Source organism: Streptomyces sp. NBC_00091 (assembly GCF_026343185.1).
Classification (GTDB): domain Bacteria; phylum Actinomycetota; class Actinomycetes; order Streptomycetales; family Streptomycetaceae; genus Streptomyces.
On record NZ_JAPEMA010000001.1, the window covers coordinates 239,934 to 254,562 of the forward strand.

The window sequence follows — 14,629 nt, forward strand, 5'->3', positions numbered from 1 at the left end:
CCCCCTTGACGTAGAGGAGTGGTTTCTCTGGCGTGAACCAATCTACGAATCAGCCCTTTATTTTGTCAACCCAAAAGAAGACCGCAGTGCCTGTTCGGTGTCCTGCCACAGGTCCTCCGGGTCCTCGATGCCGACCGACATCCGGACGAGGCCCGGACCTATCCCGGCGCGCGCCAACGCCCCTTCGTCCAGCTCCCGGTGGGAGGTGCTGGCAGGGTGCGTGACCAGCGTCTCCACCCCGCCCAGCGACAGCGCGAGCCGCGCCAGCCGCACCCCCTCGACGAAGGCGCGGCCCGCCTCCCGGCCGCCGTGCAGCTCGAAGGAGAGCAGCCCGCCGCCGCCCGAGAGCACCCTGCGGGCCATGGCGTACGAGGGGTGCGTTCCCAGCCACGGCCAGTGGACGGCCGCCACGGCGGGATGCGCCACCAGCCGCTCCGCGAGCAGGCCCGCGTTGGCGCAGTGCTCCCGGATCCGCAGCGGCAGCGTGGCGATCCCGCGCAGGGTCAGCCAGACGGCGAACGGGTCGGCGCTGGCTCCGAGTTCGACCGTGCGGGGCCAGACCTCCCGGCGCAGCGCGTCGTCCGCGAAGACGGCCGCGCCGCCCAGGACGTCGGAGTGCCCGGCGAGGTACTTGGTGGTGGAGTGGAGCACGATGTCGGCGCCGTGCTCGACGGGGCGGCACAGGACGGGTGAGGCCAGGGAGTTGTCCACGGCGCTGAGCACGCCGAGGCGCCGGGCCGCCGCCAGCAGACCGGGGAGGTCGGGGACCTGCCCGGTGGGGTTGGCGATGGTCTCCAGCACGAGCAGCCGGGTGCGCGGCCCGGCGAGCGCCTCGAACTCCCCCACGTCGTCACCGCTGATGTAGTCGACCTCCACCCCGTAGCGCTCCTTCAGATCGCTCAGCGCCGCGTACGTCCCCCCGTACAGGCAGCGCTGCGCGATCACCTGGTCACCGGGGCGCAGCAGGGCGAGCAGGACCCCGCTGATGGCGCCCATCCCGGAGGCGAAGGCGATGGCCGAGGCCCCGCCCTCCAGGCCGGCGAGGGTGCGTTCCAGGGCTCGCACGGTGGGGTTGCCGCGGCGGCTGTACACGTAGTCGCCGTCGGGTCCGGCCATGGCCCGCGCCAGGTCGTCCGCCGAGTCGAAGGCGAAGGCGGAGGACTGGACGAGCGGCACGGACAGCGGCCGGCTCGCGGGGACTTCGAGCTCGTGGGCCACGTGCACGGCCCGGGTGCGGATGTCCTTCATCGGGGGATCTCCCTTTCGTTCGGGTACGGAAACCGGGTACGGAAACCGGGTACGGAAAGAGGGGTACGGAAAAAGGGGTCGCCCGACGTCCGGGAAGGACGTCGGGCGACCCCTTGGGTGTGCTCGGGGCGACCCCGTACGTCACACCCCTGCCGTCTCGCTGCGCGACGCCGGGGCGTCGGCGGCGGGAGCGGAGGCGGCGGCGGACTTGTCGCCCTTCATCACGAGGAGGGTGATCACCGCACCCGCGGCGGCGATGGCGGCGGCGCCGATGAAGGCGGCGCTGAACCCGTCGGTGAGGGCGGGCAGGTTGCCCAGCTCACCGGCGCCCTGGGTGGTGGCGAGCGCGGTCAGCGCGGCCAGGCCGAGGGCGGAACCCACGTTGTAGGTGGTGTTGACGATGCCGGAGGCCAGACCGGCCTGCTCCTGCGGGGCGCCGGCCATCGCGGCCATCATCGCCGGGATGTAGGCGAGCGCCATGCCGAGCGCGGCGACGAGCGAGGCGGGCAGGACGTCGACCAGGAAGGTGCCGGTCGGCTCGACGGCGGACAGCCAGACCAGGCCGGCGGCGAGGGCGAGCAGACCGCCCACGATCAGCGGCTTGGCGCCGAAGCGACCCATGAGGCGGGAGGTGATGGCCGTCATGAAGATCATCAGCAGGACCGTCATGGGGAGCAGCGCCGCACCGGAGGCGAAGGCGCCGTAGTCCAGCACCTGCTGGAGGTACAGGTTGAGGAAGTACCACATCGGGATCCAGGCGGCGCCCAGCAGCGTCATCGCGAGGTTGGCCGAGCCGAGGCGCGGGATGCGCCACACGCTGAGCGGCATGAGCGGCTCGCGGACGGTCTTCTGGATCACGAAGAAGAGGGCGAGCAGCACGACCGCGCCGATCAGCTCCAGCACGGTGGCGGTGGCGCCCCAGCCGACCTCGGGGGCCCGGACGACGGCGAAGACGGCGAGCGCGAGCCCCGCGGTGACGGCGACGGCGCCGAGGACGTCCACGGAACCGCGACGGGCCTGGACGGCGGGCAGCAGCTTGGTCGCGGCGAGGGTCGCGAGGCCGATCGGCACGTAGATGATGAAGACCCACGGCCAGCTCACCCATTCGGTGAACACCCCGCCGAGGAACACCCCGGCGGTACCGCCGGCGGGCGCGGCGGCGCCGTAGAGGGCCATCGCCTTGCCGAGCTCCTTCGGGTTGTGCCCGAAGAGCATCATCAGCAGGGTCATGGCCGAGGGCGCGATCAGCGCCCCGCCGACTCCCTGTACGGCCCGGCCGACGATCTCGACCGTCGCGGTCTGCGCGGCCGCGGCGAGCACCGATCCGACGATCATCGTGGCCCAGCCGGTGGCGAAGATCTTGCGCGCGCCGAACAGGTCGGAGAGCCGTCCGCCGAGCAGGAGTAACCCGCCGAAGACGATGACGTACGCGTTGAAGACCCACTGGAGCTCGCCCTGCGAGAAGCCGAGGTCCTTCTGCATCTCGGGGAGCGCGACTCCGATGATCGACGTGTCCATGATCACCATGAACTGAGCGGTGGCAAGCACGCCAAGTGCCCACCAGCGCCGGGGATTGACGGTTGACATTGCCCTGACCCTCCTCTGTCACATACCCCTGGGGGGTACCTTCGCGTAGCAAGGTAGCATACCCATGGGGGGTATGTAAGACCGGCGTGAGAACGCTGGCGTGAGAACGCATCGGGGCGGACAAGCGGAAGCCCCGCCCCGGCCGGAGCCGGGGCGGGGCGGGGCGGGGCACTACCGGAGCACTACCGGCGCACTGGCCGGGCGGGCGCTAGCGGGCCCGGAGGGTGGCGGCCACCGCCGCGGGGACGGGGGCCAGGCCCGAGGGGCGGCTGGTGAAGCTGCCCCGGCCCTGGGTGCGGCCGCGCAGCCGGGACGCGTACCCGAACAGCTCGGCCAGCGGCACCGTCGCCGTGATCACCGAGGTACCGGACTGTCCGGCCGAGCCCGTGACCCGGCCGCGGCGGGCGGCGAGGTCCCCGAGGACCGCGCCGACCCCGTCGTCCGGGACGGTCACGGTGACCTCCGCGACCGGCTCCAGCAGCTCCAGCGTGCTCGCGCGCAGGGCCTCCCGCAGCGCGAACCGGCCGGCCGCGCGGAACGCCATCTCCGAGGAGTCCTTGGAGTGGGTCGCCCCGTCGGTGAGGACCACCCGCAGGCCCGTCACCGGATGGCCGCCGAGGGGGCCCTCGGCGAGGGCGTCACGGCAGCCGGCCTCCACGGCCCGCGCGTACTCCTGCGGCACCCTGCCGCCGACGACCGCCGAGCGGAACTCGAATCCGGGCTCCTCCAGCGGCTCGACGTCCAGGACCACATGGGCGAACTGGCCCGCGCCGCCGTCCTGTTTGACGTGCCGGTACACGAAACCGGTCACCCCGCGCACGACGGTCTCCCGGTAGGAGACCTGCGGCCGGCCGACGACGACCTCGACCCCGTGGCCGCGCCGGATCTTCTCCACCGCCACCTCCAGGTGCAGTTCGCCCAGCCCCGACAGCACCGTCTGGCCGGTTTCCGCGTCGGACCGGACCACCAGGGAGGGATCCTCCTCGGCGAGCCGGGCCAGCGCGGACGTGAGCCGGCCGGTGTCGGCGCTGCGGCCGGCCTCGACCGCGACCGACACCACCGGTTCGGCGACCGTCGGCGGTTCGAGGAGCAGGGGTGCCCCCGGCGCGCACAGGCTGGTCCCGGCACGGGCCGACTTCAGCCCGACGACGGCGACGATGTCACCGGCCACCGCCTCCTCCCGTTCCTCGTGCCGGTCGGCCTGCACCCGCAGGATCCGCCCGACGCGTTCCGTCCGGCCCGTGGCCGGGTCCAGTACGGAGTCGCCCTTGCGCAGGGTGCCCGCGTAGACGCGCAGGTAGGTGAGCCGCCCCGTCGCCGTCGCCGTCACCTTGAAGGCCAGGGCCGCGAGGGGCTCCTGCGGGTCGGCGGCCCGCTCCCGAACCGGTGGCATGTCGGCCGGTGCGGGCAGGTACGCCACGACGGCGTCCAGCAGCGGCTCGATGCCCCGGTTGCGGTACGCGGAACCGCACAGCACCACCACGCCGTCCCCGGCGAGGGTCAGCTCGCGCAGGACGCGGACCAGCGTCGGCTCGCTCAGGGCGGAGCCGGCGCAGAACTCCTCCAGGGCGTCCGGGTGGAGTTCGGCCACCGTCTCCTCAAGGAGCTGGCGTCGGCGCCGTGCCTCCTCGAGCAGCGGCCCGGGGACCGGAACCGTCTCGTACGAGCCGTCGCCCGCGCGCCAGAGCAGCGCGCGCATCCGCAGCAGGTCGACGACGCCGGTGAAACCGTCCTCCCGCCCGACGGGCAGCTGCACGACCAGGGGGACGGCGCCGAGCCGCTCCCGGATCGAGGCCACCGCCGTGTCGAGGTCGGCGCCCGCCCGGTCCAGCTTGTTGACGAACGCGATCCGCGGTACGCCGTGCCGGTCGGCCTGCCGCCACACGGACTCGCTCTGCGGTTCGACGCCGGCGACGGCGTCGAACACCGCGACCGCCCCGTCGAGCACCCGCAGGGAGCGCTCGACCTCGTCGGAGAAGTCCACGTGCCCCGGGGTGTCGATCAGGTTGACGCGATGCCCGTCCCAGGAACAGCTCACGGCCGCCGCGAAGATGGTGATGCCGCGGTCGCGCTCCTGGGGGTCGTAGTCGGTGACGGTGGTGCCGTCGTGGACCTCGCCCCGCTTGTGGATGGTGCCGGTCGCGAAGAGGATCCGCTCGGTGACGGTGGTCTTGCCGGCGTCGACGTGGGCGAGGATGCCGAGGTTGCGGACGGCGGCGGTGGTGCTGGTGGTGTGACGGTTGGTGCGCATGGCCCGGGGCCTTTCGGATGCCTGGGGTGGAAGAGGGCAGCGCGATTTCCGGGACGCCGATCCAGCCCGCGGCACGGCCACGGGGACGTTCTTGGGGATCGGTCAGGAGTGCGTCACGGGCGTACGGTGACAGCCGCGCGGCTGCTACCGCGCGCTGCGGGACACCGGGATCACGTCGTACCGGCAGGGGGGAACGACGGCGGCGGTGCGGTTCGTACGCATGGCCCCGGTTCCCCTTCTCTTCGCTCGGCATCGGCAGGCACCGCCCTGGCGGCGGCACGCACCGCGACTCTAGGCGGCGCGCGCCGGCCGGGGCACCTGGTTTTTCAGGCGAGCAGCCGCTCCCGCAGCCGGGCCGTGGTGGCGGGGGTGATGCCGACGGCGTCCGTGAGGTACGCGGACGGGGATCCGTACCGGCTGGTGAGGTCGGCGAGGACCAACGACATGACGGTGGCCGGGGCGCGGCCGTACGAGGGCCAGCGCATGGTGCGTCCCGGGTTGGCGGCGTGCCAGTCGGCGGTGAGGCGCTCGGTGGCCAGCTCGGTGAGGGCGAAGTCGGCCAGGATCTGCTCCTCGGGCACGTCCAGCAGGGTCAGGACCAGGGCGGCGATCAGGCCGGTGCGGTCCTTGCCGGAGGTGCAGTGGAACACGGCGGGGCCGGGGCCGTCGGCGATGAGCTCGATCGCCCGCCGGATCTCGTCCACCCCGTCCTCGGCCACCTCCGCGAAGCGGTCGGCGAGGTAGCGCCAGGGGTCGAGGGCGGGGTCGATCTCGGCCTGGTCATAGGGGCGGTGCTCGATGCTGAGGTTGGCGTATGCGAAGCGCTCCGGCTCCGGTATCCGGCCCTTGGCCTCGATCTCCCAGGGGTAGCGCAGGTCGATGACGGTCCGGACGTCGAGCCCGAGGAAGCGGTCCCAGTCGGCGCCCTGGAGCTTGCCGAGGGAGTCGGCCCGGTAGAGGGTCCCCCAGGCGACGGTGCGGCCGTCGGCGGAGCGGTAGCCGCCCATGTCGCGGAAGTTGTGGAGGCGGTCGAAGGGGAGGTGGCGCAGGCCGGGTTGGGACAACTGGGGCTCCTGGGTGGGGTGGTGCGGCGGTTGTGCGCCCAGGATGCCTCAGCCGTCGGCGGGTTCCTCGCGGTCGGGGGAGGTGATCTCCCACACCCCGTCCGACTCCGTCGCGGTCCACCCGCCCGGGTACTCCAGGGTCTCGGCGAGCGTGACGTCCGTCAACGCGACCGGACCGTGGAAGGTGGCACCGGCCAGGGAGAGGCCGGCGCGGAAGTCGGAGCTCTCGAAGGTGACGGGGCCGTTGAAGACGGAGCCGTCGAAACCGGTGTCGCCCGCGAACTCGGCACCCAACAGGCGGACCGGGCCGTGGAACACGGCACGCCCGAAGCTGGTTCCCGCGAACTTCACCCTCGATTCCACCCACCGGAACATGCCTTCGAAGACGGCGTCGTCGAAGGACACCCCACCCATGCACTCGGTGTTCTTGACCAGGACCGGGCCCCGGAAGCGGGCGCTCGCGAAGATCGCGGGTTCCTCGAACCAGCCCATGTCGAAGGCCGCCAGGCCCGCGAAGTAGGCATGGCTGAAAGTGGCCGGGCCGTCGAAGCGGGCACTGCGGAAGACCGCCTCCCCCTCGCACACCAGGCGCTCGAAGTCCGACGGCCCCCCGAAGCGGGTGCCGAGCGCGGACAGCGGGCCCTCGCACACCACACGCGCGAAGGACACCGGCTCCAGGAAGACGGATTCCCCCAGCACCACCCGGCCCTTGAAGACCGCCCGGCCGAAGTCCGCCCGCCCCTGGACCGACATCCCGTCCAGGACCGCCTCGTCCTCCATGACGGCGCGCTCGAAGGAGATTTCGTCCGCCCAGGTGACCCGCACGAACTGCGCCGCCCGGAGGAACACGGCGCGGCTGAAACCGGCCGTGCCCAGGAAGGTGCTCCCGTCGAAGGCCGCCACCTCCTCGAAGACGGCGCGGTCGAAGGACACGTCCGCCCCGAACTTGGCCAGGAGGAAGTGCGCCGGGCCCTTGAACACGGCGCGCGTGAAGTCGGCGCCGTCGAGGAAGCTGGTCCCAGTCTCCTCCCAGCCGTCCTCGAAGCAGGCCCGCGCGAACGCCACCGCCCCCAGCGTGACCCGGCCCGTCCCCGGCTCGCGCACCGCGTCGAGCACCCTCCCGAGCAGGCCCCCCTCGAAGGTGGTCCCGCGGAAGTCGACGGAGGAGCCGGGCCGCAGGGTCCGCAGGTAGGCGTCCTGCTCCGGGCGCGACAGGTGGGCCAGGCACCTGCGGTGACCCTCCAGCCGGATGCCGATGCACCCCGACGGGCTCTCCTCCGAGCGGTCGAAACCGCAGCGGGGCCAGAGGTAGGGCTCCGCCCGGTACGCCTCGGCGTCCGCCAGCAACTCCGCCAGGACGCCGGGGTCGCCGGTGTGGAGCCAGCCCCCGGCGCCCTCCCCCAGCGGTCTGAGGGCGCGCAGGGCGACTGGGCCGAGCAGCTCCCGGAGTTCCTCGTACATCGGCTGGGACAGGGCCAGCAGGAGACGCTGCGCGGGTTCAGACCCTCCGGTCCACATCCTCAGCCACCGGGCGATCACGGGGTGGTCGAGCAGCCGTTCGGGGTCCCCGTCCGGGTTCCCGGGATACCCCGTCACCAGGGCCACGGCGAGCGGCGGGTGCAGCCCCTCCGACCGTCCCTCGCCGAACCGGGCCATGGCCCCTGGGAGCAAGTCCAGCAGCATCCCGGCCGCACCGAGGGCATTCGGCCCGGGCAGGGAGACCCGTACGGTCCCCTCGTCCCGCCCGCCGGCCGGCTGCGCGTTGACCCTGGCACTCCCCACCAGGCTCGTCAGGACGTAGGTCAGCTCCGCCCCCGGCGAGCTGCCGCGCGGATCGGGCCCCTCGCCGGCCCGCACGGCCAGGGCCACCCCCGGTCCGGTTCCGGGCACCCGGCCGCCCAGCGCGGCCCGGAAGCCGTCCTGCGCGAACAGGGCCTCGGCCGTGAGGAACACCATCCGGTCGGGCCGGACGGTGTGCACGACACCGACGAGATTCCCCTCGAAGGACACCGGGCCGCCCACGAAGTGGGTCCAGGTCCCCGGTTCGGCCGAGAGCCGGACGAGCTCCGCGTTGGCGGAGCCCTGGTCCCGGAGCAGCGCTCCCGTCAGCGCGATCGGCTCGCCCCTGTCCGTGATTCCGTCGACGGAGAGCCGCGCCGTCCAGGCGTCGTCCGGGCCCGCCCCCCAGGCCGGTGCGACGAAGTGCGCGGGATCCACCAGGTCCTCTTCGGCCTCCAGCAACAGCACGCGCGGGCTCGCGTCGTCCCACCACACGGGCCGGCAGCCGATCTCCCGCCCGCCCGAGCGGATCCAGGCCACGGCGTCCCGCGCCTGCGGGAGGTCCCCGGCGGTGAGCACCAGCCGGGGGGCCACCAGCACGCCGACCTCTCGCGGCCCCACCAGCGGGTCGAAGTCGACCTGCACCACCAGGTCCCCCAGCCCCCGGTCGGCGGCCGGCCGTTCCGCGAACGGCAGGACCCGGTCCGGGACCCGGCGGCGGCCCTCGGTGCCCGTGGTGACCCGGGTCGCGGAGAAGTCGGGGCCGGTGCCGCGGTGGCGGTACATGAACTCCCAGACCCGGCGGCGCACGAGCTCCCGTACGGCCGCCACGTCCCCGCGCAGCTGCGAGCCGAGCAGCACCTCCCTTACGCCCGGCAGGAACTCGAACTCGGCCTCCTCCACCCGCTGTTGCCCCTCCCAGGGGGCCAGGAGCCCCCCGAGCGCCACCTCCGCCAGGTGCCCGTGCTCGGAGTCGCGCAGCAGGGAGCGCCGTACGAGGGTCATCACGGGCAGGGTCAGCGGTACGGCGGCCAGGTGCGCGGCGAGCTGCTGGGCGGTCGGGGAAGCGCTGGCCCTGAACTGCTCCACCGCCTCCAGGGCGGTGGTGTCACGGCGCGGCGCGGCGGTGTCGGGCGCCGGGGCGGCGTCCAGGCGCAGGCAGGCGAGGCGGCGCCACCGCCCGTCACCGGAGACCACCCGGACCAGCCGGGCGAGGCTGTCGGAGGCCAGCCCGACGACCGGGACCACCGGTCCGCCGCCGCGTGCCCGCCGGGCGGCGGGGACCCGCTGCCAGGAGCGGGTGGCGGCGGCGGGCCGGTCCGAGCGGACGGCGAAGGGCACGGGCCGCACCGCGCCCCGGGTCCACAGCCGTTCGGGCAGGACGTTCAGCACGGCCACGGCGTTGTGGGCGCTCCAGTGCCGCAGGATCCCGCGCAGCGGGGGCTCCTGCCAGCCGCCCGCGACGGTGTCGGAGACGAGGAGGATCAGCCTGCGGCCGGCCGGGTCGGCCAGTTCCAGCGGGTTGCGGGGCGGCCCGCCGCGCCCCCGGGCGAGCATCGGGGTGCCGCCCCGGCCGGTGCCGGTCAGCTGCCAGCTGCGGACGTCGCGGAAGACCCCGCTGCGGGTGAGCACCCCGCGCAGTTCGGCTACCAGGTCGGACCAGAGCAGCATCGAGGGGTGGGTGTCGACGACGAGGGCCAGGTCGAGCCAGCGGCTCTCGGCGGGGCGCAGGACCGGGGTGGGGACCATCGCTTCGATGCTGCGTTCCACGGTGAGCTGCTCGTCCAGCTCCTCCCCCGGCCCCCCGATGGAGCGCCGGCCGACGGGGCGCAGGGAACGCATCAGGGCGAGCGGGTCGTCGAGGGAGGCGGTGCGGGGCAGCCGCAGGGGTACGCCGCGCCGTCCGCCCGGATCGGCGCCCGGCGCGGCGTGTGCCCCGGGCGGGGTGTGGACGGCGGGGAAGAGCTGGACGCCCCCGGTGGCCGGCGGGCCGGTGCGGCCGGGCGCGGGGGCGGGCGGCGCGGGCGGCGGCAGGTCCGCGTCCGGCTCCGGCGGGGCCGCCTGCGCGCCCTGGGTACGGGAGCGGGCGGCGGCCGGGTCCACGCGTGCGGCCAGCCACAGGATGTCGGCGATCTCCTCGGCCCCGACGGCCGTGCGGGGCGCGGCGCCGTCCTCGGCGCCTTCGGCGAAGGCGGCGAGGAGCCTCTCGATCACGCGGTGGGCCCGGTCAGGTGCTGCATCACGGTGGCGAGGAAGCGGTCCCGGTCGCCGGGCGCGGACCAGGCTCCGGCCAGACGCAGCTGGATGGCGTTGAGGAGCTGGTCGGTGGCCAGGTCGCCGTCCTCGGCACGTTCGAGGAAGCTGCGCACGAGGTCCTGGTACTCGGCCGCGTCCTCGCCGGTGATGTCGACGCCGAGGCGTCCGCGCACGATGCGGGCGAGCTTCTCGGGGCCCGGGGCCTCGAGGTGGAGGCGGACGCAGCGGCGCAGGAAGGCGGGCGGGAAATCGCGTTCGCCGTTGCTGGTGAGGATGACGACGGGGAAGTAGCTGCACTGCACGCGGCCCTGGGTGACGGCCACGGCGGCGTCGGGGTCGTCGTCGGTGCCGATGGCGACGGTGGGTTCCTCCTTGGCGAGGCGGGCCAGTTCGGGGATGCCGAAGCCGCCGTCCTCGAAGACGGTGAGGAGGTCTCCGGGCAGGTCGATGTCGCTCTTGTCGATCTCGTCGATGAGCAGGACGCGCGGCCGGCTCTGCGGGAGGAGGGCCGTGCCGAGCGGGCCGAGGCGCAGGTAGCGGGCGATGGAAGGGGCGTCCGGGGCTTCGGCGGCACGGGCGCCGGGGACGCGGACCTGTTCCAGTCCCGCCTCCTGGAGCCGGCCGATGGCGTCGTAGAGGTAGAGGCCGTCGCGGAGCACGGTGCGGCTGGTGATCGGCCAGTGCAGTACGGGTCCCAGGGCCAGGTCGGCGGCGATGCTGTAGGCGAGCGTGGACTTGCCGACGCCCGGCTTGCCGGTGATCAGCAGCGGCCGGCGCAGGTGGAGGGCGGTGTTGACCACGTCCTTCTCGGGTTCGTCCGGGACGTAGCCCTCGCCGCGCCGCCGGGTGCGTTCCCAGGCCTCCCCCGCGCAGCCGGGCGGCCCGTAGGACCGGTCGGGGACGCCGGTGAAGTCCCGCCAGGGCGGCGGTGTCGCGGCCTCCAGCCGGGAGCGGCGCTCCTCGCCCGGGCCCGCACCCTGGTACAGCCACCAGTCCTTCGCCACTGCCTCTGCCTCCATCGTCTCTTCGCGGGTCGTACGGCCGGTCGGGTTCGGGTTCGGGGTTCAGGATCCGGGGTCCGGGGTCGAGGTCCGGGGCGGTGTCAGGGGCGGCGTCAGGCCAGGGAGCGGAGGTCGATCGTGTCGTCGGGATCGTCCCACAACAACACCAACTGGTCTTCCCCTCCCGGCTCCTGACCGGCAGCCGCCCGGCGCACTTCCCGCACCCGGGCGGGCAGCCCGAAGAGCGCCGGCGCCCCCGGTCCGGCCTCCGGGGCGAGCAGCGCGGGCAGCCCTCCGGCCGGTGTGCCGCCGCCGCGCCGCCACACCGCTACGGGCACCCCGCCTTCGAGCACGGCCTCCAGCAGGGCGGCCGTCCGGTTCCCCGAGGCGTGCCCGAGCACACAGGCGGGCGCCGGCCGCGCCCCCAGCCGCAGCCCGAGGGCGTCGGTGACCTCCGGGTCCTCGACCAGCCGTACGGTGTCCGGGTGGCGGCCGTCCTGGACGTGCAGCCAGCGCCACTTGGCCCGCCACTCGGTGCGGGTGTCCTCGCGCTCCTGCGGGCAGCGCACGACCACCTCGTAGACCATGCCGAGGGGGCGGGTCCGGCCGCCGGGTCCGCGGGGGACGGGCCACTGGTCGAAGTCCGTCTCCAGCAGTTCGTAGGGCACGTGGAACTCGATCCGTCCGACGCTCCCGTACGGCTGCCCGGCCCCGGGATCGCCCTGTGCCAGCCGGCGGACCAGTTCGGCGCGTACGGCGGCCAGGGTGACGGGGCTGCCCTCCGACTCCCATACGTGGCGGGTCCGTTCGCCGCGCAGCCACATCCGGGCCAGCAGGCCGTCCTCGCCGCCGGGCGGGGACTCCAGGCGGACGTGCAGGGCGGTCTGGCGGGCGGGGGCGGGCGGCGGGCGCAGGGCGGGCAGGCCGAGGCGCTCCCGGGTGGCGCGCACCCACTGCGCGAGCCGGGCCGCCCAGGCGGGGTCCGCCGGCCCTCCGCCGGGGCCGCCGCCGGGCCGGGCGGTGCGGTCGGCGAGGTAGTGCACGAAGGGCACCGCCAGGGGCATGCCGGTCCGGCCGCCCTGCCGCTCGTCCAGGTCGGCCACCACGTCGAGGAGGGTGTCGGCGGGCAGCCCGCCGTGGACGGGGGTGGTGCAGCCGGCCGCCTTGAAGGCCCAGGCGTAGGCCTCGTACGCGCAGCGCGGCAGGTCCCGGCCCTCGAAGAGCTCGCCGAGCCCGTCCCAGCCGGTCTGGTCGAGGCGGGGGGCGTGGGGCAGGACCGGCCCGGGCAGGTCGTCGTCCAGGAAGGAGTTCGCGTCCCAGTCGCGGTCGACGAGGAACTGCGGCAGCTGCCAGCCCTCGCCGCGTTCGCGCAGCTCCCGGAAGGCGCGGTGGATGTTCCGGGCGGCGTGCAGCAGCCGGGTGGCGCCCTCCTCGACGGACCGGTCCCCGAGTTCGCCGAGCAGGGCCTCGGTGAACCGGCCCGCGCCCCGCTCGGCGTCGTTCTGCGCGGCCTCGCCCTCGCGGGAGGCGTACAGCCGGAACTGCCGCCGTCCGGGGACGGTGCGGCCGCCGCCGTAGTCGGCGCTGCCGAAGTTCCAGCGGCTGCCGCGGGGGGCGTCGACCCGGCAGGCGTCCACCAGCGCGGCCTGGAGCGGGAACCGGCGGTGCTTGACCAGGTCGGTCCGCCACCAGCGCAGCGCGGAGTCGAGGTTGAGGTGGCGGATCTGGCCGGGGCGGGCGTCGGCGCAGGGCAGCATCAGCTCCCCGTCGCGCCCGAGGTAGCCGTGCCCGGCCCAGAAGATCCACAGCAAGTCCCCGTCGTGCTCCGGGAGTTCGTCGAGCAGGGCCGCCTTGGCGTTCGCCTCGGTCGCGGGCCGGTACGTGGACCTCAGCGCGGCCAGGCCGGGCGAGGCGGACCAGTCGAGGGTGTCGGGGTCGTCGAGCGGGGACAGCAGCAGCCGTACGTTCGCGGCGGGCACCTCGCCGGGCCCGGTCAGCCACCGGGCGAAGCGCAGGGCGTCCCGGGCCGGGCCGCGCAGGTTCCAGCGGTGGCTGATCTCGTACCGCTCCACCCCCGCGACGAGCGCGAAGGTGCGCCGGGGTCCCAGGGTCGGGGGCAGCGGGCCGAGGGCCGTCACCCGATCCCCGCCTCGGCCACCGCCTGTTCGATGCGCTCGTAGAGCGACTTCTGTTTCCAGTAGGCGCTGTGGCTGGCCGGGAAGGGCTGGCGGCTGCTGATCTCGTGGTCGGTGACGCGCGGATCGCCGGGGAAGACGGGTCCGGCGAGGTAGGAGAGCACGTCCTGGCGGTCGTACACGTTGAGCCAGCGCGGGAAGCCGTACGGGAGCGCGCTGCCGGGGGCCAGGGCGGTGAGCGCGCCGAGTTCGTAGAGGTACGGGGCCTGCGAGCCGACCGTGACGAGCAGTTCGGCGCCGGGCACGGGGCCGCCGGAGGCGGCGGCCAGCGCGAGCAGGTCCACCAGGGCGATGCCGCCGAGGCTGTGGCCGATCAGTACGGTCGGGCCCGGCGCGGCGGTGATCCGGGCGTGCAGGAAGGCGCGCAGGTCGGCGCCTCTGGCCTGGTAGCGCAGGATGTCGCCGAGCGCGGGGGTGGCGCCGACGGTGAGGGAGCCCCGCCAGGCGTTGAGCAGGGGCTGGGTGGTGACCCGCATCGCGAGCCGGCCGAGGACGGCGGCGGCCCGGGCGCCGGGGACGCGGGCGCCGCCGCCGAGGCGGGTGGTGAGGAGCTCGACGAGCCGGTCCCGTTCGGCCGCGGTGCAGTCGGCGTCGGCCCCGGTGGCGGCGAGGGCGGCGGCGGTGACGGCCCGGGCCAGGGCGGTGGCCAGCTCGCGGGCCTGCGGCTCGGCGGTGGCGCGGGCCCCGGCGCGGGCCGCTTCGGCGGAGCGGGCGGCGGACTCCAGCGCGGGACGGAACCCGGGGGCGAGGCCGGTGCCGTCGAGCAGGGAGCGCAGCTCGTCGGGGCCGTCGGGGCCGGTGCCGTCGCCGTAGGGGGCTTCGGCCAGCCGGTCCAGCAGCTCCAGCACCCGCTCCCCGGCCGGCTTCACACCGGGCATCGCGAAGGGGTCGTCCGCCGCGCCCTCCCCGTCGCCGGAGTCCCAGCCGCCCGTGTCCCAGCCGGCCTCCGCCAGCACCCGCAGCTCGCACAGCGGGTCGGCCAGCAGCAGCCCCCACTCGGCGGCCTCCTCGGCCCCCTCGCTTCCGGCGGCGTCGACGGCCCTCAGCCCGGGTACGGAGCGGCCCCCGGCGCTCAGGTCCGCGCCGAACCGCTCGCCCCAGAAGCAGGAGTCCACGTCCGCGTGCGGGAAGCGGGCCGCGAGGCGCTCCCGGACCAGCGCGAAGAGCGTGTCGTGCCGCTCCCGCCGCACCCCCGTGCCGTGAACGAACAGAAACCGCATGGCCGCACCGCCCCCTCGTCGATCTCCC

At 74.7% G+C, this 14,629-nt stretch carries 8 protein-coding genes; all 8 read right to left on the reverse strand.

Annotated elements, in window-relative coordinates:
- Positions 1-57: 57 nt before the first annotated feature.
- The 8 genes from OOK34_RS01105 to OOK34_RS01140 all read right to left on the reverse strand — a co-directional run bounded on the left by OOK34_RS01105 (position 58) and on the right by OOK34_RS01140 (position 14,601).
- Positions 58-1,248 (reverse strand): PLP-dependent aspartate aminotransferase family protein, encoded by a 1,191-nt coding sequence (locus tag OOK34_RS01105; protein WP_267031969.1) that lies wholly within the window; start codon positions 1,246-1,248, stop codon positions 58-60.
- Positions 1,249-1,389: 141 nt separating this feature from the next.
- Positions 1,390-2,835 carry an MFS transporter gene (locus OOK34_RS01110; RefSeq protein ID WP_267031970.1) on the reverse strand — a complete coding sequence of 482 codons (1,446 nt, stop codon included), beginning with the start codon at positions 2,833-2,835 and terminating at the stop codon, positions 1,390-1,392.
- Between the two features lie 208 nt (positions 2,836-3,043).
- On the reverse strand, positions 3,044-5,086 hold the full coding sequence (gene fusA, locus OOK34_RS01115) for an elongation factor G (RefSeq protein WP_267031971.1): 2,043 nt from the start codon (positions 5,084-5,086) through the stop codon (positions 3,044-3,046).
- Between the two features lie 326 nt (positions 5,087-5,412).
- Positions 5,413-6,150 (reverse strand): tyrosine-protein phosphatase, encoded by a 738-nt coding sequence (locus OOK34_RS01120; RefSeq protein ID WP_323183387.1) that lies wholly within the window; start codon positions 6,148-6,150, stop codon positions 5,413-5,415.
- 48 nt (positions 6,151-6,198) lie between these two features.
- A complete protein-coding gene (locus OOK34_RS01125; protein WP_267031972.1) occupies positions 6,199-10,143 on the reverse strand; it encodes a pentapeptide repeat-containing protein in 3,945 nt (1,314 codons plus the stop codon).
- On the reverse strand, positions 10,140-11,204 hold the full coding sequence (locus OOK34_RS01130) for a MoxR family ATPase (protein ID WP_267031973.1): 1,065 nt from the start codon (positions 11,202-11,204) through the stop codon (positions 10,140-10,142). Before OOK34_RS01130 ends, OOK34_RS01125 begins: the two co-directional genes overlap by 4 nt.
- 95 nt (positions 11,205-11,299) lie before the next feature.
- Positions 11,300-13,324 (reverse strand): caspase family protein, encoded by a 2,025-nt coding sequence (locus OOK34_RS01135; protein WP_267031974.1) that lies wholly within the window; start codon positions 13,322-13,324, stop codon positions 11,300-11,302.
- Positions 13,321-14,601 (reverse strand): hypothetical protein, encoded by a 1,281-nt coding sequence (locus OOK34_RS01140; protein WP_267031975.1) that lies wholly within the window; start codon positions 14,599-14,601, stop codon positions 13,321-13,323. Before OOK34_RS01140 ends, OOK34_RS01135 begins: the two co-directional genes overlap by 4 nt.
- Positions 14,602-14,629 lie beyond the last annotated feature (28 nt).

Coding starts and splice junctions, on each gene's coding strand:
- OOK34_RS01110 (WP_267031970.1), bottom strand. CDS start 2,835: ATGTCAACCGTCAATCCCCGGCGCTGGTGGGCACTTGGCGTGCTTGCC.
- OOK34_RS01140 (WP_267031975.1), bottom strand. CDS start 14,601: ATGCGGTTTCTGTTCGTTCACGGCACGGGGGTGCGGCGGGAGCGGCAC.
- OOK34_RS01130 (WP_267031973.1), bottom strand. CDS start 11,204: ATGGAGGCAGAGGCAGTGGCGAAGGACTGGTGGCTGTACCAGGGTGCG.
- fusA (WP_267031971.1), bottom strand. CDS start 5,086: ATGCGCACCAACCGTCACACCACCAGCACCACCGCCGCCGTCCGCAAC.
- OOK34_RS01105 (WP_267031969.1), bottom strand. CDS start 1,248: ATGAAGGACATCCGCACCCGGGCCGTGCACGTGGCCCACGAGCTCGAA.